Origin of the sequence: Reyranella sp. (genome assembly GCF_965279465.1) — a bacterium.
Taxonomy (GTDB): Bacteria; Pseudomonadota; Alphaproteobacteria; order Reyranellales; family Reyranellaceae; genus Reyranella.
Window position 1 is genome coordinate 624,485 of sequence record NZ_OZ257242.1, and the last position, 22,861, is coordinate 647,345.

Below are 22,861 nucleotides of genomic sequence, written 5' to 3' on the forward strand. Positions count from 1 at the left end.
TGCCCGTCAAATGATGATCGTCAGCTTGCCGGGATAGAGCATGTCCATGGCGAGCACCGAGCGCTTGGAAAGGATCCGGAACGGATCGGCCTTGGTGTCGAGCCGATAGAGATGCTTGCCGTAATAGGTGTCGACCACGCCGCGCTTGGCGCGATAGGTGACGAAGTTGCAGCTCACGTCGGCGACGCCGTCGCTCAGGCCGGTGATGCGCACGTTGCTGACCATGTGGCGCTGCTGGGAGCGCGGGAACTCGGAGTGGGCCTCCTTCTTCGTGAGGCGCACCACCCGCTCGCGCAGGCGCACATAGTCGTCGGCGATGTAGAACAGCGAGGTCGCCGGATCGCTCTCGTCGGTGCCGGTCGGCGGCACCTCGTAGGTCGCCCCCTCGGCGAACAGGGCGAACCACTCCTCGATCTTCCACTCGTCGAGCAGCTCGGCCTCGAGATAGAGGAAATCCTCGATGCGGCCGCGCAGCGCGGAGGAGTCGTTCCGCTGCGCCGTCGGCAGGGCGATATCGCCGTTCATGCGATGCCTCCCATCCGCTCGTTCCACTGGCGCCAGAAGCAGCGCATCTGCTCCTCGTCGTCGTTCATCGGCGGGCCGTTGCGCGGCATGCCCTTCGAGATGTCGTTCCAGCCGACCTCGCGCATGTTGCGATAACCGCGCTGGCAGTTCTCCAGCGCCTCCTGGTCGTCGGGTGTGGCAAAGCCGCCCGGTCCGAGAAACTCGAGGAAGTTGAACAGGCGGAGCTTGCGCAGCTCGTGGTCCTCATCACGCGCGCCGAGCGCCCAGGCGCTGACCGTCATCTTGTCCGGCGCCGAGGGCATGAAGGTGCGGATGGTGATCGCCATGATGTCGTTGATCACCAGGTTGGGGAAGATCAGCATGTTGCGGCTGAACTCCGCGATGCGCGTGCCGCGCTCCTCGCCGAAGCGCTCGATCAGGCCGGCGCGCAGTTGCGCCACCACCTCGCGCTTGTCCTCGCCCCACGACGGCACCCAGCGCGCGACCGGTCGGCCCCACGGCGAGGCATACTCGATCACGGCATGGCCGTTGCCGAGGTCGTGCATGCCGCTGGCGCTGAACGAGCCGACGCCGGCGTCCATGCGCAGGCTGCCGATGGTCTTGAGGTAGTCGAAGTAGGTCGAGTGCACCGGGAAGCCGTGGAAGGCGTCGATGCTGTTCTCGGCCAGCAGCTTCCAGTTGGCGTTGATGATGTATTGCTGGCCGGAACCCACGATCTCCATGCCGGCCTCGGCATGATCGGCGACGATGTCGATATATTCCTTCGCGCCCGCCAGATAATCCGACAGCGACACGGCATTCCGGTCGAAGTTCACGAACCAGAAATCGCGATGGCTCTCGAGCCGTGGCACCTGGGCCAGGTCGGCGCATCCGCCGCCATAGTGCTCGGAACCGTAGTTGCCCTCCTCGAAGCGCGAGGCGAAGCGGCCGTTCACGTTGAACGACCAGCCGTGATAGAAGCAGCGGAAGGCGAGCGCATTGCCCTTCTTCTCGCGCACCACCATCGCACCGCGATGCGGGCAGGTGTTGAGGAAGGCATGCACCGCACCGCCGCGATCGCGGTTGAAGATCAGCTCGCGGCCGCCGACATTGCGCGTGATGAAATCGCAGTTGTTGGCGATCTCCGAGGAGTGGCCGAGATAGAGCCAGCAGCGATCGAAGATGTTGCGGTTCTCCGCTTCGAGCACCGCCTGGTCGGTGAAGGCGCGGCGCGAGACGCGAAAGAGATGGCGCTGGCGATCCTCGACGACCATCGACGGATTGGTCAGGATGCTATCCATGTTGTTCCTCCCATTGACCGTACCGCTGGACTCTTGCCGATTTCCGGGCCAACAGCAATAACGAACAAATGTTAGAATCAATCGTGATCGTCGGGGCGGGGCAGGCCGCCGCCCAGCTCATCGCCAGCCTCGCACAGGACGGTTTCAGCGGCGCCGTGACGCTGGTCGGCGACGAGCCGTACCTGCCCTATCAGCGCCCGCCGCTGTCCAAGAAGTTCCTGGCCGGCGAGCTCGCCTTCGACCGCCTCTATGTCCGCCCGGCCGCGTTCTACGAGAAGCTCGGCACGCGGCTGATGCTAGGAACGACGGTCGCGCGCATCGATCGCCAGGACAAGGCTGTGCTGCTCTCCGACGGCTCGCGCCTGCCCTATTCAACCTTGGTGCTCGCCACCGGCAGCCGCGCCCGCACGATCCCCCTGCCCGGCGCCGATCGCGCGGGCGTGTTCTTCCTGCGCACCATCGCCGACGTCGAGGCGCTGCGGGCGAAGTTCGAGCCGGGCAAGTCGCTGGTCGTGGTCGGCGGCGGCTATATCGGGCTCGAGCTTGCGGCCGTCGCCGCCAGGCAGGGCCTCAAGGTCACCGTGCTGGAGCAGGCGCCGAGGGTGATGGGTCGCGGTGTCGGACCGATCGTCTCCCGCTTCTACGAGCGGCTCCATCGCGAAGAAGGCGTGGACATCCGCACGGGAGTCGCCGTCCGCGCGATCGAGCCCGGCCGCGTCGTCTGCACCGATGGCATCCACCTCGCCGACCTGGTGTTGATCGGTGCCGGCGCGATGCCCAATGTCGAGCTGGCACGCGACGCAGGGCTCGCCGTCGAGGACGGAATCACCGTGGACGCCCAGTGCCGCACCTCCGATCCAGCGATCTACGCGATCGGCGACTGCACGGTGCAGCATCACGCCTTGTTCGACCGCCGCCTGCGCCTCGAATCCGTGCACAACGCGCTGGAGCAAGGGCGCATTGCCGCCGCCGCGATCACCGGCAAGCCGGCGCCCGCCCTGCAGGTGCCGTGGTTCTGGTCGGACCAGTACGACGTGAAGCTGCAGATGGTCGGGCTATCGGCCGGCCACGACGAGGCCGTCGTGCGCGGCAATCCCGACGAAGGCCGGTCGTTCGCCGTGTTCTACCTCCGGCAAGGCACGCTGCTTGCAGTTGACGCCGTGAACCGGGCGCCCGAGTTCATGATGTCCAAGCAGCTCATCGCCGAACGCGCCCGCCTCGACCCGGCGAGACTTCGCGACGAGCGCGTGGCAGTGAAGGATCTGAAAGTCTAGAGGAACAGGAATGGCGAAGATCACGTTCGAGGAACCCGACGGCAAGCTGCACACGGTCGACATGGCCGTCGGCCAGTCGGTCATGGAAGGCGCAGTGAAGGCGATGGTCGCCGGCATCGATGCCGATTGCGGCGGGGCCTGCTCCTGCGCGACCTGCATGGTCTATGTCGCGGCCGAGTGGGAAGACAAGCTGCCGGCCAAGCAGTCGGATGAGAAGCAGATGCTCGAGTTCTGTCCGCACGTGCAGCCGAACTCGCGGCTGACCTGCCAGATCCCGGTGACCGACGCCCTCGACGGGCTGACGGTCAAGGTGCCGCTTACCCAGCATTGAGATCCGTTACCAACCAGAAACTTGATCCCCGGCGGCCCGTGGCCATTTTGGCCCTCAAAGAGGTAACCGATGATCGAGCGCAGACCCTTCGAGAAACTGGGCAAGTCGGACCACGGCTGGCTCAAGGCGAACTTCCATTTCAGCTTCGCCGACTATCGCAACAACGACCGCGTGCACTGGGGCGCGCTGCGCGTCTGGAACAACGACCGGATCGCCGCGCAGTCCGGCTTCCCGCCGCACCCGCACCGCGACATGGAAATCGTGACCTACGTCATCAAGGGCGCGATCACCCACAAGGACCATCTCGGCAACGAGGGCCGGACCGAAGCGGGCCAGATCCAGGTGATGAGCGCGGGCAAGGGCATCCAGCACGCCGAATACAACATGGAGAAGGACGAGACCGAGCTTTTCCAGATCTGGATCATCCCCAACAAGGAGGGGGTGCCCGCGCGCTGGGAGACCGTGCAGTTCCCGGCCGACGGACGCGACGGCAAACTGATGCCGCTGGCCTCGGGCCGCGGCCATGACGGGGCGATCCCGCTCTATGCCGACGGTGCGCTCTATGCCGGCACGCTGAAGGCGGGCGAGAGCATCCGCCAGAAGCTCGACGGCAAGCCGGCCTACCTCGTGCCCGCCAAAGGCAGGATCGAGGTTCTGGGCGCCGACGGCAAGCCCGTGACCGCCAACGCCCGCGACGGCGTCGCCGTGGTCGACGAATCCGAGATCACGCTCCGCGCCAGCGAGGATGCGGAGATTGTGCTGGTCGAAACCGACAAGCTGAACTGACCTCGACGACCAAGCTCTTCCTGTTCATTCTCCTCTCCCCCGCTTGGGGAGAGGATGGGTGAGGGGGAAGCGCAGGTCGCCGCCGCTCTCCTGACCTCTCCCTCAAGGGGGAGAGGAACATGAGGGAGAGACATTTATGGCCTACAAGGGCTTCGATCTGACGGGCAAGGTGGCGCTGGTGACCGGCGGCAACGGCGGCATCGGTTTCGGCATGGCCGACGCGATGGCGGAGGCCGGTGCCGATGTCTGCATCTGGGGCACCCGCAAGGAGAAGACCGACGCGGCAGCCGAGAAGCTGAAGCGTCACGGCCGCAAGGTCCATTCCCAGATCGTCGATGTCGGCGAGGAGAAGCAGGTCGTCGACGCCTTCGCCGAGACGGTGAAGGTCATGGGCCACGTCGACAACTGCGTCGCCAATGCCGGCGTCTCGGGCCGCGGCAAGGGCTCGATCCTCGAGATGGACTACGAGGAATGGCGCCGTGTGACCCGGATCAATCTCGACGGCGTGTTCTTCACCTTTCGTGCGGCTGCCAAGCACATGGTCGAGCGCGGCAAGGGCGGCTCGCTGGTGGCAATGGCCAGCACCGCGGCGATCGAGGGCGCGGCGCGTTCCAGCCATTACGGTGCGAGCAAGGGCGGTGTCTGCGCCATGGTGCGCGCGCTCGCCGTCGAGCTCGCGCGCTACAAGATCACGGTCAATTCGATCCTGCCGGGCTGGATCGAGACGGAGATGACGGCGAACGCCTTCGGCAATCCGAAGTTTGCCGGCAACGTGATGCCGCGCATTCCCGAGCGGCGCTGGGGCGTCGGCGCCGACTTCGGCCCGCTCGCCGTCTACCTCGCCAGCGATGCGACGCAATACACCACGGGGCGCGACTTCGTCATCGATGGCGGCTATACCCTTTTCTAGCCCTCAGAAACGCCCGGAGTGTCGAAGATGAAGAAGACGTTCGCTGCCGCCGCCGCCGTTACCTTGCTGGTCGCGGGTTCGGCCCTGGCGCAGCAGAAGCCGGCCGCACCCGCCGCCCCGGCCAAGCCCGCCGCATCGGAAGACCGGTATGTCGGCTACTACTACCCCAAGCCGAACTCGACCGAGATCTACGAATCGTCGATGCAGACGATCGACGGCGTCGACCGCGCCCAGCGCGTGCAGTTCGTCACGGTGGTGTCGCAGGGCACGATCCAGTCGTCCTATCGCGTGCCCTATGCCGTGTTCGTCAAGGGCGAGAAGGCCGAGAAGCTGATCATCGTCGGCCTGGGGCCGGGCGAGTTCGGCACGATCTATCGCATGCGCGCCCTGCTCGCGAACATGACCACCATGTCGCGCATGTCGCCCTTCTTCCAGGAACGCACCGTCGCCGAGGACGCGACCTTCTTCGACCTCATGAAGCTCCTCGGCTTCACCAGCCTCACCATCACCGACGGCGAAAAGCTCACGCATCAGGTGACCATCAAGTAGACGCCTTCACGGGCGCGGCTAAATTGCGCAGGGCGTTGCAGCGCTTCGACTCTTTCTGCACTGCGCGGCGCCCGCGCTTCAGTTGCTGCGCTCCCTCCAGCGCTGTACGCCGCCAACGCTGCGCTGGGGCGCAGCGTCAGATCGCGTTCATGCCACCGTCGATCACCAGCTCGGTGCCGGTGACGAAGCGTGACTCGTCGGAGATCAGGTAGAGGATGCCGTAGGCGATATCCTCGGGCGCGCCGAATTCGCCGATCGGAATCGTCCGAAGCGCGCGCTCGCGCGCCTTGTCGTTAGGCAGGATGCCCTCGCCCATCGGCGTCATGATGATGCCCGGATGGACCGAATTGCAACGGATCTTGTACCCTTTGCGCGCGCAATCCATCGCCACCGTCTTGGTGAACTGCCGCACCGCGCCCTTGCTCGCACCGTAAGCCGACAGGGCCGGCGTGCCGAGGAAGGCTGCGAGGGACGAGGTATTCACGATCGAGCCGCCGCCCGACTGGCGGATCGCCGGCACACTGTACTTGCAGCCGAGGAACACGCCTTCGACGTTGATCGACAGCATGCGCCGCCACTGCTCGACCGTCTCGGTCTCGAAGGTCGAAGGAAAGGGCCCGGCGATGCCGGCATTGTTGACCAGGCCGTCGAGCTTGCCCTCGCGCGCCATGATGCCGTCGATGATCCGCTTCCAGTCGATCTCCTGGGCCGTGTCGTGCGCCTCGAAGCGCGCCCCTCCCCCAGAATTGGCCGCGCCGATCTGCTGCACCGTCTCCAATGCGCCGGCCTGGTTGATGTCGCTCACGATCACTGTGGCGCCCTCGGCGGCGAGAAGCTTCGCTGTTGCGCGCCCGATCCCCGATCCTGCGCCCGTCACCAGCACGACCTTGCCCGCAACCCTGCCCATGATGTTCTCCCCGAACCTTCTTGAGTCGAAGCTAGAAGCGGAGCAGCTTCGCCACAAGCAAGGAGGAGGCCCCGTGGCCCGCACGCTGGAATTCTACTTCGACTACGGCAGCCCCTACAGCTACCTGGCCGACACCCAGGTCGAGGCAATCGCCAAGCGCGCGGGCGCAACGCTCGACCGCAAGCCGATGCTGCTTGGCGGTGTCTTCAAGGCGACCGGCAATCATTCGCCTGCCGAGCTGCCGGCGAAGTCGAAATGGAGTGCCTTCGACATGCCGATGTGGGCCCGTCACTACGGCGTGCCGTTCAAGCCCAACCCGTTCTTTCCGGTGAATACGCTGGCCCTGATGCGCGGCGCGGCGGCGGCACAGATCGACGGCGTGTTCGAGCAGTATCACCCGGCGATGTACAAGGCGATGTGGGTCGACGGCCGCAATCTCAACGACATCGAGGAAGTGGCCGCCGTCCTGACCGAAGCCGGCCTCGACGCCCGGAAGTTCGGCAACCGCATCCAGGAACAGGACGTCAAGGACCGCCTCAAGTCGACGACCGACGGGGCCGTCGCGCGCGGAGTCTTCGGCGCTCCCACGATGTTCGTGGAAGACATGATGTTCTTCGGCAACGACCGGCTGCCGTTCGTCGAGATGGCCCTCAAAGGGGAGCTCGGATGACGAGATCCGGCGCGTTCGCACGCCGTCGCCATAATCATCCCGCGCTGATCTTTCTTCCGGTGGGGAAGCGCCACTCCAGTGGCCCGTTCTTGTCTCTTCTGCACGGTGCGGTACAGGTGCCGCGGACAGTGCCGACTCGCGCATATGAATGCGCTGCCGCCCGCCGTCGCGTCAGAACGCCCCCATCTCGATGACGGCCTTGCCGATCACCTGACGATCGGTGAGGGCACGGAAGGCATCGGCTGTGCGCTCCATCGGGAAGCGGTGTGAGATATGCGGGCGCATCACGCCTTGGGCCGCGAGCTTCGGCAGGATCTCGACATAGTCGCGGCCGAGCTCGGGTGCGATCCGGGCGATCGTCTCGCCGGCGCGCACGCCGAGGATCGTCAGGCCCTTGATTAGCACGTGGTTCGACATGATCTTGCTCGGACCGCCCGAGGTGAAGCCGACGATCAGCAGCCGCGCACCATAGGCCGCCGCCCGCATCGATTTCTCAAGCACCTCGCCGCCGACCGGATCGTAGATCACGTCGGCGCCCTTGCCGCCGGTCAGCTCCTTCACCGCCGCGACGAAGTCGGCGGTCCGGTAATTCACCACCTCGTCGGCCCCGCCATGGCGCTTCACGACCACGAGCCGCGCATCGTCACCGCCGGTCGCGATTACTCGCGCGCCGAGATGCTTGGCGAGCTGCACGGCCGCCAGGCCGACACCGCCCGACGCGCCGTGCACCAGGACCACATCACCCTTCTTCACCGCCGCGCGATGCACCAGCGAGTGGTAAGCAGTGTGCGCGGCGACGCGATAGCCGGCGCCTTCGATCTCGGACCAGCCGTCGGGCAAACGCATCAAGCCGTCCGGCTTGGTGACCTTCACATACTCGGCAAAGGCCCCTGGCCGCACGCCGAAGATCACGCGGTCGCCCGGCTGCCATGCCGTCACGTCGCTGCCGACGGCATGGACGGTGCCGGCGCCTTCCATGCCGGGCACGAACGGCAGCTCCGGCTTGTGCTGGTAGTTGCCGGAGACCGAGAGGATGTCGGGAAAATTGACGCCCGCCGCTCCGACCTTGACCACGACGTCGCGCGGGCCGGCCTCGGGCATCGGCACGTCCTTCACCTTCAGGACGGAAGGATCGCCCAGGCGATCGCAAACGACAGCGCGCATCGAACTCATTGACCTGCCCTTCTCATCGTCATGAGCGCGCTGGGAGCGCGGCTCTCCAGAGCCGCTCTTTCTCAAGCTTGTCGCACCCCATGAGAGGCTCTGGAGAGCCGCGCTCCCAGCAGAAAAGCTAATCCAGCTCGAAGGCGTTCTTGTAGTCGAGCTTGAGGGCCGGGTCCTGGTCCTCCTTGCGGAGGAAGCAGTTGCCGACCACCAGCACCTCGATCTCGCTGCCCATGAAGCAGCGCCAGGCATCTTCCGGCGTGCAGACGATCGGTTCGCCGCGCACGTTGAACGAGGTGTTCACCACCACCGAGCTGCCGGTCTTGGCCTTGAAGGCCGAGATCAGATCGTGGAAGTCCGGGTTGGTTTCCTTGTGCACGGTCTGGATTCGGCCGGAATAGTCGATGTGCGTGACGGCCGGGATATCCGAGCGCGGCACGTTCAGCTTGTCGATGCCGAACAGCTTCTCTTCCTCGGCGGTCATGGCGCGGCGGCGGCTCTCGACCACCGGCGCCACCATCAGCATGTAGGGGCTGTCGGTGTGGATGTCGAAATACTTGTCGACATCCTCGCGCAGAACCGCCGGCGCGAAGGGCCGGAACGACTCGCGGTACTTGACCTTGAGGTTCAGCGTCTTCTGCATCGAGGGCGAACGCGCGTCGCCGAGGATCGAGCGGGCGCCCAGCGAGCGCGGGCCGAACTCCATGCGGCCCTGCATCCACCCGACCGCCTTCTCGTCGGCCAGCGCCTGCGCGGTCTGGTCGATCATCTGCTCGCGGGTGAGGCGCGTGAACTTCGCACCGGCCTTGGTCAGGCGATCGGCGATCTCATCGTCCTCGAACACCGGACCGAGATAGGAGCCCGCCATGCCGTCCATATGGCCGTTGAGCTTGCGAGGCTGGCCCATGAAGCCGTGATAGGCGGCGTAGGCCGCGCCGACCGCGCCACCGGCATCTCCGGCCGCCGGCTGCACCCAGATGCCGTCGAAGATGTTCTCGCGCAAGAGCTTGCCGTTGGCGACGCAGTTCAGCGCCACGCCGCCGGCGAGGCAGATGTTCTTCGCACCCGTATCCTTCTTCACCGACCGGGCGAGACGGATCACGATCTCCTCGGTGACCGCCTGGACCGAGGCGGCGAGATCCATGTGCTTCTGCTCGAGCAGTTCCTTGTCGGGCTTGCGCGCCGGGCCGCCGAACAGGGCGGCGAACTTGTCGTTCGTCATGCGCAGGCCGGTGCAATAGTCGAAGTAGCTCTGGTCGAGGCGGAAGGTGCCGTCTTCCTTGAGGTCGACGATGTTGTTCAGGATCGTGTCCTTGAACTTCGGTTCGCCGTAGGGCGCGAGGCCCATCACCTTGTACTCGCCCGAATTGACCTTGAAGCCGGTGTAGTAGGTGAAAGCCGAATAGAGCAGGCCGAGCGAGTGCGGGAAGTGGATCTCCTTCAGCATCTCGAGCTTGTTGCCTTGGCCGAAGCCGAGCGACGTGGTCGCCCACTCGCCGACGCCGTCCATGCACAGGACCGCGGCCTCCTCATAGGGCGAGGGGAAGAAAGCCGAGGCGGCGTGGCTCTGGTGATGCTCGCCGAACAGCAGGCGCTTCTGCCAGTCGAAGTCCGGCTGCCACTTCTTCATCTCGTCGCGCAGCAGCGTCTTCTGGAACAGCTTCTCCTTCAGCCACAGCGGCATGGCCATGCGGAACGAGGTGAAGCCGCGCGGCGCGAAGGCGAGATAGGTCTCGAGCAGGCGCTCGAACTTCAGGAAGGGCTTATCGTAGAAGGCGACGTAGTCGACGTCGGCCAGCTTGATGCCGGCCTCGTCGAGGCAGTATTCCACCGCCTTGTCGGGGAAGGCCGAGTCGTGCTTCTTGCGCGTGAAGCGCTCTTCCTGCGCCGCACCGACGAGCTTGCCGTCCTCGATCAGCGCGGCGGCGCTGTCGTGGTAATAGGCCGAGATCCCGAGTACCCGCATGACAGCGCCCCGCCCCGTTGGCTAGAACAGCGTGTAGATGAACGGCGCAATCGCCGAACCCTTGGTCAGCACGATCAGGCCACCGAAAATCACCATCATGATCATGATCGGCAGCAGCCAGAACTTCTTGCGTTCCCGCATGAACGCCCAAAGTTCGACGAGGATGGAACCCATTTTCTCCCTCTCGGATCAGAACTGATTCTTCATCGATTGCGGCGGCGGCCCCGGCGGAGCGCGATCGATCCAGTAGGTCTTGGCGCTGCGGTCCATTTTCGTCCGCAGGAAATCCTTGCCGAAAGCCCTCATGACCAGGCCGATCGGCGTGATGGTCACGAAGAACAACAGCCCGAGCACCAGCGGATTCATCACCTTGTAGAGCAGCAGCCCGAACTTCAGCCAGAGCCGGTTCAAGGGCCCCAGCAGCTTGGGATAGGTGTATGCGACGATCAGGAACGCCACAGCGATTGGCAGCAGGTAGTGCCAACCGGTATGGCCGCGCCACCACGACAAGACGCTCACCAAGGCAAAGAAGCCGGCGAACACCTGACCGAAACCACGGTCGGAGCCCGCCTTGACGTGCTCCTCCCGCGAGTAATCTTCATGAAGCTGACTGGTCGCCATGTATGACGCGGCCGGATTCCTATTTGGGGCTCTTAACTCCCTGATCGCAAACGCCAAGTCAATTGGTGTGCGGGAATACTCCTCAGCCTTTTGCCGCACCGACGGCCTGCGCGAGCAGGGCCGTCAGGGTGAGGCGCCACACGGCGGTCGCCCGTTCGAGGCTGAGCCCGTCGCGGCGGCGCAACACGATCCAGGCATCGAGCGAGAGCGCTGCACCGATCGCGTCGGCCAGCTCCTCGCGCGCCTGTTCGGTCAGACTGGCGAACTCGGGCGCGAAGACCTCGAATGTCGCCTCGCGCAGCTCGTTGCGCGCCGTCTGGCTGCGCTCGAGCAGCGCGGGATGGTCGACGAACTGGCCGGACGCGACCCGCAGCGGGACGACCTTGTCGAACAGCTCGGCGAAAGCCGCCACGATGCTCTCGATGCGCGTCGACAGAGGCCGGTTGGCCGACGGCATCTCCGGCACGACCACGTCGGCACGGATGCTGTCCATTACAGTTACGAAAAGTGACTCGACATCGTGGAAATGCTGGAAAACCGACCGCACCGACACATCGGCCCGCCTTGCCACGCCTACGACTGTGGGCGCCACGCTGGTTTCGGCGATCATGATCTTGGCAGCCTCGATGATCTTGCGGCGCGTTTCCGCCGCCCGCCGATTACGCCCGTCTGTCCGGACCACCATGTTCCCTGCCTCTGCCGCCACGGCGTCGCCGCGCGGCATAACCGCTAAATCCGTCATACCAATATCCTGCCGGAGTGGAGGCTGACGGTAGTCAAAGACCTGATCCGTCGCCTATGTGAGGCCGTGAGATAGTCGCCGACTGCGGCAGGAACAAGGTAAAGACGGTCGCACCATGCCGAATAAGAGCCATGCACAACCTCCCCTCGCGGTCCTTTGGGACTTCGGCGGGGTCATCCTGTCGAGCCCGTTCGAAGCCTTTCGCCTGTATGAACGTGCAGTTGGTCTTCCCGAAGATTTCATCCGCATGCTGAATGCGCGCAACCCGGACACGAATGCGTGGGCGAAAATGGAACGAAGCGACGTATCGCTCACCGAGTTCGTCACCCTGTTCGAGGCCGAAGCCCAGGCCCACGGATACACATTGGACGGCTGGCGGGTGCTGAAAGCGATCAGCGGCGACATTCGGCCGCAGATGGTGGAAGCGCTGCGACGTTGCAAGGCGGCCTTCCGGGTCGCCTGCATCACCAACAATATGAAGACCGGAGAAGGCCCCGGCATGGCGCGCAGCCCCGAAAAGGCCGCAGCAGTCGCCGAGGTGATGACCCTGTTCGAGCACGTCGTCGAATCCAGCAAGGTCGGTTTCCGCAAGCCCGATCCTCGCATCTACCAGCACGCCTGCGAGTTGCTGGGCGTGGCGCCCGAGCGCTGCGTCTATCTCGACGATCTGGGTATCAATCTGAAACCGGCTCGGGCGCTCGGCATGCGGACCATCAAGGTCGGAGACCCCGACGTGGCGATCGCCGAGCTGGAGGCGATCGTCGGGATTCCGTTGCGGGGCTAGCCGATACACATCGGTGTCATCCCGAGCGCAGCGAGGGATCTATGCTGCAGCCCATAGATCCCTCGCTGCGCTCGGGATGACAAACGGGGGAGGAAACAAGACATGAGCTGGCAGGACGAGGTCGACGAGCTGCGCCGCCGCGAGGAGATGGCGCGGCGCATGGGCGGGCCGGACAAGATCAAGCGCCAGCGCGACGGCGGCAAGCTGACGGTGCGCGAGCGCATCGACCGCCTGCTCGACAAGGACTCGTTCCACGAGATCGGCGCCATCGCCGGCAAGGCCGAGTACGACTCCGACGGCGCCCTCACCGACTTCACGGCCTCGAATTTCGTGATGGGCCGCGGCCGCATCGACGGACGTCCGGTCGCGGTCGGCGGCGACGACTTCACGGTGCGCGGCGGTGCGGCCGACGCCTCGATCTGGGAGAAGCAGGAAGTCTCCGAGCAGATGGCGGGCGAGCTCGGTATCCCGATGGTGCGGCTGGTCGACGGCACGGGTGGCGGCGGCTCGGTGAAGACCTACGAGACGACCGGCTACACCTACGTCCCGCGCAATCCGGCATGGGAGCACGTCGTCGACAATCTGGCGCGCGTGCCGGTCGTGGCGCTCGGGCTGGGCTCGGTTGCGGGGCTGGGCGCGGCCCGGCTGGTGACCTCGCATTATTCGCTCATGGTGACCGGCATCTCGCAGATGTTCGTTGCCGGCCCGCCGGTCGTGGCGCGACTCGGCGAGAAGGTCACCAAGGAAGAGCTGGGCGGCACCGAGATCCACGCCCGCAACGGCGCGGTCGACGACGAGGTCGAGAGCGAGGACGAGGCCTTCGCCCGCACACGGCGGTTCCTGTCCTACCTGCCGTCGTCGGTCGACGGCGTGGCCGACCGCCAGCCCGGCAACGACGACCCCAACAGGCGCGAGCCCTCGCTGATCGAGGCGATCCCGCGCGACCGCCGCAAGGTCTATCGCATCCGGCCGATCGTCGAGGCCTGCGTCGATCGCGGCTCCTTCTTCGAGATCGGCAAGTTGTGGGGCCGCTCGGTCGTCACCGGCCTTGCCCGGGTCGACGGCTGGCCTGTCGCGGTGCTGGCGAGCGATCCGTATTTCTACGGCGGCGGCTGGACGACCGATGCGAGCCACAAGGTCACCCGCTTCGTCGATTTCGCCGAGACCTTCCACCTGCCGGTGGTGCACTTCGTCGACATCCCGGGCTTCGTGATCGGCGTCGCCGGCGAAAAGGCGGCCACCATCCGGCATGGCGCCCGCGCGCTCGCCGCAGTCTACCAGAGCAAGGCGCCGTGGTGCTCGATCCTGCTGCGCAAGTCGTTCGGCGTCGCAGGCGCGGCGCACCAGAACTGGCAGAAGTACAATTTCCGCTACGCCTGGCCGTCGGGCGACTGGGGCTCGCTGCCGCTCGAAGGCGGCATCGAGGCTGCCTACAAGGCCGAGCTCGCCGCGTCGCCCGATCCGGCCGCCCATCTCGCCGCGATCGAGGCCCGGCTCAACAAGGTGCGCTCGCCGTTCCGCACCGCCGAGCGCTTCGGCGTCGAGGAGATCATCGACCCGCGCGACACCCGCAAGCTGCTGTGCGAGTTCGCCAATCTCGCAGCGCCGCTGCGCAAGCCCGGCCCGCGCAGCTTCGGATATCGGCCTTGAACTTGCTGGGAGCGCGGGTCTCCAGACCCGCTCATGACTCTGAGCGGGTCTGGAGACCCGCGCTCCCAGCAAGACCATGAGTGGCGCGCTCCGATGAAGCGTCCTGTTCGACCGATCACCGCCAAGTACCTGCAGAACGCTGCCACGTTCTACCTCGAGCGCTATCCCAGCACGGCCGAGGGTCTGCGCCGGGTGCTCAATCGCCGGGTGAGCCGGGCGGAGATGGCCCAGGCGCCGGTGATCGAGAACGTGAAGCAGGCGATCGACGCGATCGTCGCGAAGTTCGTCGATGCCGGTGTAATCGACGACAGGGCTTTCGCCCAGACCAAGGCGCGCGCGCTGCACCGTCGCGGCAGCTCGACCCGCCTCACCCGCCAGAAGCTGCGGTTCGCCGGCGTCGATGGCGACACGCTCGACAAGGCGATGGCAGGCCTCGACCAGGAGCTCGACACCGATCCGAAGCAGCGCGAATGGCAGGCGGCCGTCGCCCTGGCCCGCCGCCGCCGGCTCGGCCCCTTCCGGCAAAAGGATCGCAAGGAGCATCGCGACCGCGATCTTGCCGCCATGGCACGCGGCGGCTTCGAGTATCAACTTGCCAAAAAGGTGATCGACGCCAAGGACCCCGATGCACTGGACGAAGACCAATAGCGCGGCCATGGTTCGCGCATGACGGTCACGATCTGGCACAACCCGCGCTGCGGCAAGTCGCGACAGACGCTTGCGCTGCTGCAGGAAAAGGGCGTCACGCCCGCCATCCGGGAATATCTCAAGCAGCCGCCCGGCAAGGCAGAGGTGGAAGCGCTCCTCGACATGGTCGGCGGCGAGCCGGGTGCGCTGATCCGCGACGGCGAGGCGGAGTTCAAGGCGCTCGGCAAGAAGAAGGCCGAGATGAGCAAGGCCGAGGTCGTCAAGGCGATCGTGGCCCATCCCATCCTGCTGCAGCGGCCTATCGTGGTCGCGGGCAAGAAAGCCGCCATCGGGCGGCCGCCGGAAGCGGTGCTGCCGCTCCTGAAGTAGGCCCATGATCGGACGCCTGCGCCTCTGGTCGGGCTACGTCCTCTTCGCCTACGTCACGACCCACCTGCTCAACCACGCGCTCGGCCTCGTCTCGCTGCGCGTGCTCGAAGGCAGCCGCATCTGGTTCGTCTATCCGTGGCAAGGCCTGCCCGGCCAGGTCGCACTCTACGGCGCACTGCTGATTCATTTCACCCTGGCGCTGTGGGCGGTCGTGCGCCGCCGCACGTTCCGGCTCTCGCCCTGGGAATGGACACAGCTCGTGCTCGGTGCGTCGATCGTTCCGCTTGCCGCGGTGCATGTCGTCGGCACGCGGGTGGCACACGACTACTATGACGTCCAGAGCGGCTATCCCTGGGTCCTGGCCTCGCTGACCGTTGGCGGATGGATGGGCGTCGTTCGGCAGTTCGCACTGCCCATCGTCGTTTGGATCCATGCCTGCATCGGCCTCCACTTCGCCTGGCGCCTGCGGCCCTGGTACCGCGACTGGCTGCCGACGCTCTATGCGATTGCCCTGCTGGTGCCGGCGGCCGGCATCGCAGGGGCTGGCGTCGCCCTGCGCGACTTCACCGACCTGGCCCAGCAGCCTGGCTTCCTGAGCGAGATGTTCGCGCGGGTGAAAGCGCCCGATGCGACGAGCGCCGCCCAGCTCTACAGGATCTCCGATGGCCTGATGGGCGGCGCGGGCGCTCTGTTGCTCGCCTGCCTCGCGGCGCGTCCGCTGCGCAACTTCTGGGAGCGGCGCGCGGGCGTCGTCCATCTCACTTACAGCGACGGCAAGACGGTCAATGCTCCCGCCGGCCTCACCGTGCTGGATATGAGCCGCATCGCCGGCATCCCGCATGCCTCTGTATGCGGTGGCCGCGGGCGCTGCTCGACGTGCCGCGTTCGGGTCGGCGGTCCGGACCGGGGCCTGCTCCCGCCGGCAGAACCCGAGGAGCAGAAGGTACTGGCTCGGGTCGGCGCGCCGGAGAGTGTTCGACTGGCCTGCCAGCTTCGCCCACCAACCGGCCGCTATCGCATCACGACCCTGCTGCCGGCCTCGGCCGGGCCGGTCGAGGCCTATCGGCAGCAGCCGCAGGCGCATGGCGGCGAGCGCTACGTCGCCATCCTGTTCGCCGACATCCGCGGCTTCACCTCGATCTCCGAGGGCAAGCTGCCGTACGACGTCGTGTTCCTGCTCAACCGCTATTTCCGCGCCACCGGCCACGCCGTGCAGTCGGCGGGCGGGCGGCTCGACAAGTTCATCGGCGACGGCGTGATGGCGATCTTCGGCCTCGATCGCGCGCCGGAGGTGGCCTGCCGCCAGGCGCTCGAAGCCGCGCGCCGCATGACGCTGGCGCTCGACGACCTCAACGAAGCCCTGTCGGGCGATCTCGACCAGCCGCTGCGCATCGGCATCGGCCTGCATGCCGGGCCGGCGATCGTCGGCGAGATGGGCTACGAGCGCGCCGCGTCGCTCACCGCGATCGGCGACACGGTCAACACCGCGAGCCGGCTCGAATCGCTGACCAAGGAATTCAAGGTCGAGCTCGTCGTTTCCCAGGAACTGCTCGACCGTGCCGGCGTCGATCTGTCGGCCGCGCCGCAGCACGAGGTCGATATCCGCGGCCGCCAGGGCCGGCTGGCCGTGCGCGCCATCCTGCAGGCCCGCGACCTCACGAGCTTGTCATCGTGATTTCATTGCTCAGACCGGTATGCCAGACACAATCCGCCAACAGGAGGAACTCCCATGCGCCCCACCATCACCCTCGTCGCGGCGTCGCTCGCGATGGCTCTGTCCGGCACCGCGTTCGGCATGGGCAATGACTCCAGCTCGGCACCGGCGGCAAAGCCCGCGGCCGATCCGACCTTCGGCCGCGCGAAGGCGATGATCGAGGCGAAGGACTACAAGGGCGCGCTGCCCCTGCTCCAGCAGGTCGTGGCGAAGGAGCCCAGGAACGCCGACGCCTACAACCTGATGGGCTATGCCACCCGCAAGTCGGGCGATCCCAACGGCTCGCTGCAGTACTACACCCAGGCGCTCTCGATCGATCCCAAGCATCTCGGCGCCAACGAATATATCGGCGAGGCCTATCTGATGCTCGACCAGCCGAAGCAGGCCGAGCAGCACCTCGCCCGGCTCGATTCCCTCTGCGTGTTCGGCTGCGTCGAGCAGCGCACGCTGAAGGCGGCGATCGCTAGTTACAAGGCGGGCAAGAAACCGACGAATTAGGCCCCTCAGACCAGCTCTTGCTCCTTCAAGCCCTTTTTGAAGGCGTTGACGGCAATGTCGCGCAAGGCGGATCGGCCATAGGCCTTCCAGCCGATCCAGAGGTAGGCGTTCATCGCCGCCTTTTGCCACCATGACTTTGGGGCGAGCTGAGCCGTCAGCTTGGCGTAGATGGCGTCAAGCCGGGCTTCGACTGCCTTCTCGAAGCCCGCCGGCAGCGGGGTTGGCGCAGGCCAGGCCTGGAGTTTCGGACTTTGGTCGCGCAGATCGTCCATCAGCGGAATGATGGGCAGGTAGCGCTCTCCTGCCGAGTCGCGGGTCCCGAACTTCTCCTTCCGTGCTTCCGTCCACCAGGGATCGTCGAACAATGGATTGCCGGCAGCCTCCGGCAGCATCAGATGGCGCTTCACGAACGAATGGGCATTGGCCCGACCCAACATGTAGTCGTGAACGAGAAGCTTGGAGTCCAGGAAGCCGAGAAAGCCGCCCAGCCCGCCCGACGCAATCGCCTTCTTGCCCACGATCTTGCCGTTCGGTCCATACCGCGTGGGCGCCACGAGGAACCGGCTGTAAACTTCTTCGGAGCACGCAAGCGCCAGGTCGGCCGGCTTGAAGCGAGGCTGCTGAATCATGGCGCTCACGAGCGGTCCGATCATTGCGGTGAGCCTGCTCGAATCGGGATTGCTCAATGTTTCGGGGTCGCTGAACGGATCGACCAGGATGACTGCGCGCCGTGCCTCTTTGGGATTTCGTGGATTGCGCCCGTTCATTCCATTCATCGCTTGGCGCACGACATCGAGCGGCTCATTGTTGAACGTGCCGCCGTCGACGTTGGCGAAAGCGGCAAACGTCGGGTCGCCCTTCTTGAGCGGCAGCGATTCCCACACCGGAACGAGCTGCTGCACGATCGCCGAGCCGTCGTCGCCGGGAATGGCGAAGGCGCGGTACCCGGTAGCCTCGAGTGCACGCTCGAGGTCACGCCCGCGAAAAGCCAAGGGAAAAGCGCTGGTGGCAAGAGCGGCTTCGCCCACGATGCGCCAGTGGGCATCGGCGCCGCTGCCGAGCTTCAGCTCGTCGGGTCGAGTTGTCGGCTCCTGCACCACGCCACCGGGCACGGGAAGGGCAAAGCGCAGATAGTCGGCGTGCGCCACCAAGTCGTGCGCGAAACCGCTCTCGCTGATCATGGGGACGCGATAGGGCACGCCGGTGACATTCCCGACCATCATGAACAGGCGCAGCGGATCGCCGAGATAACCGCGCTGCTTGGGAGACGTGCGTTCTCCCAGCTCGCGGCCGCCCTCCCACTTGATTGTGCTGGCGACTTGCCGCTCGATCGCCCCCGTGTTTAGCAAAGAATCGAATCCCGACTTGCCGTCATCGGTCGCCAGCAGCTTCATGAGGTCGACGCCGCCTGTCCACGCATCGAAGAAGGGATTGTCGGGGCTCGGGCCGTGGTCGAATTCCCGGCCCGCGGCCCGGAGCAGGATAGCGCCATTGATGGCCCCGCCCGACGTGCCACCGACCGTGGTGAGCACAACGCGATGCGGCGGCGCCTCTGGATCCTTTTTCTCCTTGGCGCGATGCCAGGCATCGAGGGCTTCGATCAAGTAGTCGAGCACGCCGCCGGTATACGCGCCGGCTGAAACGGTTCCTCCGAGCACCAGGCCGAGTTCGAAAATGCCCTCGGGCGGGTCGCTCTTCACCGGAAAGTATTTGTCGATCTGGTCTTGGCTGAGAGTTTCTGGAAATGCCATCGTTGCCCCTCAAGCGATATAGTCTTCTCATCTATACCACTATAGCGAGCATAAAGCCAAAGCGAAATTCCCCTCTTCTTCCTGGCGTCCGAAGGGCTATGCTTGCGGCATAAACGCCCGTTTACGCCGCCGCCCCGGGAGGGCCCAGAGCCATGAGCAGCGCCGACACCTCCATTCCTCTCGTCTTCGGCGACTATGCGCTGGAGGACCGCTACCGGCTCGACAAGGGCCGGGTCTACCTGACCGGCATCCAGGCGCTGGTCCGCCTGCCGATGATGCAGCGCCAGCGCGACCTCAAGGCGGGGCTCAACACCGGCGGCTTCATCTCGGGTTACCGCGGCTCGCCGCTCGGCATGTACGACAACGCGCTATGGGGCGCGAAGCGCTACCTCAAGGACAACAACATCCACTTCCAGCCCGGCCTCAACGAGGACCTCGCGGCGACGGCGGTGTGGGGCAGCCAGCAGACCAACCTCTTCCCGAGTGCCACGGTCGATGGCGTGTTCGGAATCTGGTACGGCAAAGGCCCCGGCGTCGACCGGTCGATGGACGTGCTGAAGCACGCCAATGCCGCCGGCAGCTCGCAATACGGCGGCGTGATCGCGCTCGCCGGCGACGACCACGGCTGCCAGTCCTCGACCCTGCCGCACCAGAGCGAGCAGGTCTTCGCCGCGGCGATGATTCCGGTCGTCAACCCGGCGACCGTCCAGGAATATCTCGACTTCGGCATCCTGGGCTTCGCGATGTCGCGCTACACCGGCTGCTGGATCGGCTTCAAGGCGATCTCCGAGACCGTGGAAAGCGGCGCCTCGGTGTGGGTCGATCCCGAGCGCATCAAGATCATGATGCCGACCGATTTCCAGCTTCCGGCCGGCGGGCTGGGCATCCGCAATCCCGACCCGCCGCTCGAGGCCGAGAAGCGCCTGCACGGGCCGAAGATGGCGGCGGTGCGCGCCTTCGTGCGCGCCAACGGCTTCGACCGCACGGTGATCGAGCCGCCGCGCGCGCGGATCGGCATCATGACCACCGGCAAGGCCTATCTCGACACCCGCCAGGCTCTGGAGGATCTCGGCCTCTCCGAGGAGCGCTGCAAGTCGCTCGGCATCCGGCTCTACAAGGTCGGCGTCACCTGGCCGCTCGAGCCGGAAGGCGCGCGCCGCTTCGCCGAGGGCCTGCAGGAAGTCATCGTCATCGAGGAAAAGCGTTCCAACCTCGAGGACCAGCTCGTCCGCATCCTCTACAACGCGCCGGCCGACCGCCGGCCGCTGGTGATCGGCAAGACCGACGAGGACAACCGCATCCTCTTCCCGAGCGAGGGCGAGCTGTCGCCGACCGGCGTCGCGATGGTGATCGCCAACCGGTTGATGAAGCACACCGGCGATTCGCCAGAGCTCAAGCAGCGCATGGCCCGCCTCGAAGCCAAGGAGCGGCTCCTGAACGCGCCGCCGGGCAAGGTGGCGCGCACGCCGTTCTTCTGCTCCGGCTGCCCGCACAACACCTCGACCCGCGTGCCCGAGGGCAGCCGGGCGATGGCCGGCATCGGTTGCCACGGCATGGCGATCTGGATGCCGGACCGGCGCACCTCGCTGATCAGCCACATGGGCGGCGAAGGCGTGGGCTGGGTGGGCCAGGCGCCGTTCACGTCGGAGAAGCACATCTTCCAGAATCTCGGCGACGGCACCTACTATCACTCCGGCCTGATGGCGATCCGCCAGTCCGCCGCCGCCGGCATCAACATCACCTACAAGATCCTGTTCAACGACGCGGTCGCGATGACCGGCGGCCAGCCGCACGACGGCCCGCTGACGGTCCCCGAGATCACGCGCCAGGTCGAGGCCGAGGGTGCGAAGAAGGTCGTCGTCGTCACCGACGAGCCCGGCAAGTATCCGCCGAATGCCGGCTTCGCGCACGGCGTCACCATCCGCCATCGCGACGAGCTCGATGCCGTGCAGCGCGAATTGCGCGAAGTCCCCGGCCTCACCGTGCTGGTCTACGACCAGACCTGCGCCGCCGAGAAGCGCCGCCGCCGCAAGCGCGGCACCTTTCCCGATCCGGCCAAGCGCGTGGTGATCAACGACGCGGTCTGCGAGGGCTGCGGCGACTGCTCCGAGAAGAGCAACTGCGTGTCGGTCAAGCCGCTCGAGACCGAGCTCGGCCGCAAGCGCCAGATCGACCAGAGCAACTGCAACAAGGACTTCTCCTGCCTCAACGGCTTCTGCCCGAGCTTCGTCTCCGTCCATGGCGGCGCCCCGGCCAAGGCGAAGCGTCCGCAGCTCAAGGTCGTCGAGAAGGACCCGTTCGAGTCGCTGCCGATGCCGACCCTGCGCCCGCTCAACGAGGCCTACGGAATCCTCGTGACCGGGATCGGCGGCACCGGCGTGATCACCGTCGGCGCGCTGATCGGCATGGCGGCCCATCTCGAAGGCAAGGGCTGCACGGTGCTCGACTTCACCGGCCTCGCGCAGAAGAACGGCGCGGTGATGAGCCACATCCGGCTCGCGCCGAACCCGGAGGATCTGCATGCCGTGCGCATCGCGGCCGGCGGCGCCAACCTGGTGCTGGGCTGCGACATGGTCGTGGCGGCGGCTCCCGCCGCGCTGTCGCGCATCGAGCCCGGCATCACCAAGGCGGTGATCAACGGCTACATGCAGCCGGTCGCGGCCTTCGTGCTGAACGGCGACATGGATCTCGGCGCCGAGTCGATGATGAAGTCGATCCGCGACGCCGCGGGCGACGAGGCCACGACGTTCATCGACGGCACCGGCCTCGCCACGGCGATCTTCGGCGACTCGATCGCGACCAATCTCTTCATGCTGGGCTATGCCTGGCAGAAGGGGCTGGTGCCGCTGTCGCTCGACGCGCTGAACCGTGCGATCGAGCTCAACGGTGTCGCCGTCGAGACCAGCAAGCGCACCTTCGCCTGGGGCCGGCTCGCCGCGCACAATCTCGCCGCCGTGCAGGCGGCCGCCAAGCCGACGCTGCGGGTCGAGAAGACGGTGGCGCGCACCCTGAAGGAGATCGTCGCCAAGCGGGTCGAGCTGCTGACGGCGTACCAGGACAAGGCCTATGCCGACCGCTACAGCCGCTTCATCGAGCGGGTGTCGGTGGTCGAGAAGGAACGTGCCCGCGGCCGCTCGGGCCTCGCCGAGGCGGTCGCCAAGTCGCTCTACAAGCTGATGGCCTACAAGGACGAGTATGAGGTCGCCCGGCTCTATACCGACGGTGAGTTCCTGAAGAAGCTCGGCGCGCAGTTCGAGGGCGACTACAAGCTCTCCTTCCATCTTGCGCCGCCGCTGTTCGCCGAGCGCGATCCGACCACCGGCGAGCTCAAGAAGAAGGAGTACGGCGCCTGGATGCTGACCGCCTTCCGCTTCCTGGCCGCCTTCAAGCGGCTGCGCGGCACCGGGCTCGACGTCTTCGGCTACACCGAGGAACGCAAGATGGAGCGACGCCTGATCGCCGAGTACGAGGCGACGATCGACCTGCTGCTGGCCACGCTCGACCAGAACAACCACGCCATGGCGGTGCAGATCGCCGGCATCCCCGAGACGATGCGCGGCTTCGGCCACGTCAAGGAGAAGAACGTGAAGGCCGCCAAGGAGCGCGAAGCCTCCCTCCTCGCCGCCTACCGTTCGCCGGCTACCGAGAAGATCGCGGCGGAGTAGGCCCCGGCCGTCGGCTCCGGCGGACGATGGATTGTCTCCCTCCCTCTCCGTCTTCGA

22 protein-coding genes are annotated in these 22,861 nt (G+C 66.1%); 13 read left to right on the forward strand and 9 right to left on the reverse strand.

What is annotated here, in order from left to right:
- Nucleotides 1-6: 6 nt before the first annotated feature.
- A complete protein-coding gene (locus ACQY8M_RS03075; protein WP_428669015.1) occupies nt 7-525 on the reverse strand; it encodes an aromatic-ring-hydroxylating dioxygenase subunit beta in 519 nt (172 codons plus the stop codon).
- Nucleotides 522-1,805 (reverse strand): aromatic ring-hydroxylating oxygenase subunit alpha, encoded by a 1,284-nt coding sequence (locus ACQY8M_RS03080; protein ID WP_428669016.1) that lies wholly within the window; start codon nt 1,803-1,805, stop codon nt 522-524. The genes ACQY8M_RS03075 and ACQY8M_RS03080 overlap by 4 nt, the downstream gene beginning before the upstream one ends.
- A gap of 68 nt (nt 1,806-1,873) precedes the next feature.
- Here ACQY8M_RS03080 and ACQY8M_RS03085 point away from each other — a divergent pair, with 68 nt between their 5' ends.
- The 5 genes from ACQY8M_RS03085 to ACQY8M_RS03105 all read left to right on the forward strand — a co-directional run bounded on the left by ACQY8M_RS03085 (nt 1,874) and on the right by ACQY8M_RS03105 (nt 5,655).
- Entirely contained in the window at nt 1,874-3,079 is a 1,206-nt protein-coding gene (locus ACQY8M_RS03085) for an NAD(P)/FAD-dependent oxidoreductase (protein ID WP_428669017.1), read from the forward strand.
- A gap of 10 nt (nt 3,080-3,089) precedes the next feature.
- Complete coding sequence (locus tag ACQY8M_RS03090; RefSeq protein WP_428669018.1) at nt 3,090-3,410, forward strand: 2Fe-2S iron-sulfur cluster-binding protein; 321 nt, start codon at nt 3,090-3,092, stop codon at nt 3,408-3,410.
- 69 nt (nt 3,411-3,479) lie between these two features.
- Nucleotides 3,480-4,196 (forward strand): pirin family protein, encoded by a 717-nt coding sequence (locus tag ACQY8M_RS03095; RefSeq protein ID WP_428669019.1) that lies wholly within the window; start codon nt 3,480-3,482, stop codon nt 4,194-4,196.
- A gap of 136 nt (nt 4,197-4,332) precedes the next feature.
- Entirely contained in the window at nt 4,333-5,106 is a 774-nt protein-coding gene (locus ACQY8M_RS03100; RefSeq protein WP_428669020.1) for an SDR family NAD(P)-dependent oxidoreductase, read from the forward strand.
- A gap of 27 nt (nt 5,107-5,133) precedes the next feature.
- A complete protein-coding gene (locus ACQY8M_RS03105) occupies nt 5,134-5,655 on the forward strand; it encodes a hypothetical protein (RefSeq protein WP_428669021.1) in 522 nt (173 codons plus the stop codon).
- Between the two features lie 136 nt (nt 5,656-5,791).
- Here the strand turns inward: ACQY8M_RS03105 and ACQY8M_RS03110 are convergent, their stop codons facing one another.
- Nucleotides 5,792-6,562 carry a glucose 1-dehydrogenase gene (locus tag ACQY8M_RS03110; protein WP_428669022.1) on the reverse strand — a complete coding sequence of 257 codons (771 nt, stop codon included), beginning with the start codon at nt 6,560-6,562 and terminating at the stop codon, nt 5,792-5,794.
- 73 nt (nt 6,563-6,635) lie between these two features.
- Between ACQY8M_RS03110 and ACQY8M_RS03115 the strand changes: the two genes are divergently transcribed.
- The gene (locus tag ACQY8M_RS03115; protein ID WP_428669023.1) at nt 6,636-7,232 is read left to right on the forward strand and encodes a 2-hydroxychromene-2-carboxylate isomerase; all 597 of its coding nucleotides are present in this window, start codon (nt 6,636-6,638) and stop codon (nt 7,230-7,232) included.
- A 171-nt stretch (nt 7,233-7,403) separates the two neighbouring features.
- Here ACQY8M_RS03115 and ACQY8M_RS03120 read toward each other — a convergent pair whose 3' ends face one another.
- The 5 genes from ACQY8M_RS03120 to ACQY8M_RS03140 form a co-directional block, all read right to left on the reverse strand.
- Nucleotides 7,404-8,405 carry an NADPH:quinone oxidoreductase family protein gene (locus ACQY8M_RS03120; protein WP_428669024.1) on the reverse strand — a complete coding sequence of 334 codons (1,002 nt, stop codon included), beginning with the start codon at nt 8,403-8,405 and terminating at the stop codon, nt 7,404-7,406.
- A gap of 118 nt (nt 8,406-8,523) precedes the next feature.
- The gene (locus ACQY8M_RS03125) at nt 8,524-10,362 is read right to left on the reverse strand and encodes a carbamoyltransferase family protein (protein ID WP_428669025.1); all 1,839 of its coding nucleotides are present in this window, start codon (nt 10,360-10,362) and stop codon (nt 8,524-8,526) included.
- Between the two features lie 21 nt (nt 10,363-10,383).
- On the reverse strand, nt 10,384-10,536 hold the full coding sequence (locus tag ACQY8M_RS03130) for a DUF5989 family protein (protein WP_428669026.1): 153 nt from the start codon (nt 10,534-10,536) through the stop codon (nt 10,384-10,386).
- Between the two features lie 15 nt (nt 10,537-10,551).
- A complete protein-coding gene (locus ACQY8M_RS03135; protein ID WP_428669027.1) occupies nt 10,552-10,983 on the reverse strand; it encodes an SxtJ family membrane protein in 432 nt (143 codons plus the stop codon).
- Between the two features lie 82 nt (nt 10,984-11,065).
- The gene (locus tag ACQY8M_RS03140) at nt 11,066-11,668 is read right to left on the reverse strand and encodes a TetR/AcrR family transcriptional regulator (protein ID WP_428669028.1); all 603 of its coding nucleotides are present in this window, start codon (nt 11,666-11,668) and stop codon (nt 11,066-11,068) included.
- Between the two features lie 172 nt (nt 11,669-11,840).
- On the opposite strand from ACQY8M_RS03140, the gene ACQY8M_RS03145 reads away from it, so the two are divergent.
- From ACQY8M_RS03145 to ACQY8M_RS03170, 6 genes are all read left to right on the forward strand, one after another.
- On the forward strand, nt 11,841-12,509 hold the full coding sequence (locus ACQY8M_RS03145; protein WP_428669029.1) for an HAD-IA family hydrolase: 669 nt from the start codon (nt 11,841-11,843) through the stop codon (nt 12,507-12,509).
- Nucleotides 12,510-12,611: 102 nt separating this feature from the next.
- Entirely contained in the window at nt 12,612-14,159 is a 1,548-nt protein-coding gene (locus ACQY8M_RS03150; RefSeq protein WP_428669030.1) for an acyl-CoA carboxylase subunit beta, read from the forward strand.
- A 93-nt stretch (nt 14,160-14,252) separates the two neighbouring features.
- Nucleotides 14,253-14,807 (forward strand): regulatory protein RecX, encoded by a 555-nt coding sequence (locus ACQY8M_RS03155; protein ID WP_428669031.1) that lies wholly within the window; start codon nt 14,253-14,255, stop codon nt 14,805-14,807.
- A gap of 18 nt (nt 14,808-14,825) precedes the next feature.
- The gene (gene arsC / locus ACQY8M_RS03160) at nt 14,826-15,176 is read left to right on the forward strand and encodes an arsenate reductase (glutaredoxin) (protein WP_428669032.1); all 351 of its coding nucleotides are present in this window, start codon (nt 14,826-14,828) and stop codon (nt 15,174-15,176) included.
- Between the two features lie 4 nt (nt 15,177-15,180).
- Nucleotides 15,181-16,851, forward strand: coding sequence for an adenylate/guanylate cyclase domain-containing protein (locus ACQY8M_RS03165; protein ID WP_428669033.1), 1,671 nt, complete (start codon nt 15,181-15,183; stop codon nt 16,849-16,851).
- 54 nt (nt 16,852-16,905) lie between these two features.
- Complete coding sequence (locus tag ACQY8M_RS03170; protein ID WP_428669034.1) at nt 16,906-17,388, forward strand: tetratricopeptide repeat protein; 483 nt, start codon at nt 16,906-16,908, stop codon at nt 17,386-17,388.
- Nucleotides 17,389-17,393: 5 nt separating this feature from the next.
- On the opposite strand, the gene ACQY8M_RS03175 is transcribed toward ACQY8M_RS03170, so the two are convergent.
- Entirely contained in the window at nt 17,394-19,139 is a 1,746-nt protein-coding gene (locus ACQY8M_RS03175) for a patatin-like phospholipase family protein (protein ID WP_428669035.1), read from the reverse strand.
- Nucleotides 19,140-19,291: 152 nt separating this feature from the next.
- On the opposite strand from ACQY8M_RS03175, the gene ACQY8M_RS03180 reads away from it, so the two are divergent.
- A complete protein-coding gene (locus ACQY8M_RS03180; RefSeq protein WP_428669036.1) occupies nt 19,292-22,804 on the forward strand; it encodes an indolepyruvate ferredoxin oxidoreductase family protein in 3,513 nt (1,170 codons plus the stop codon).
- Nucleotides 22,805-22,861 lie beyond the last annotated feature (57 nt).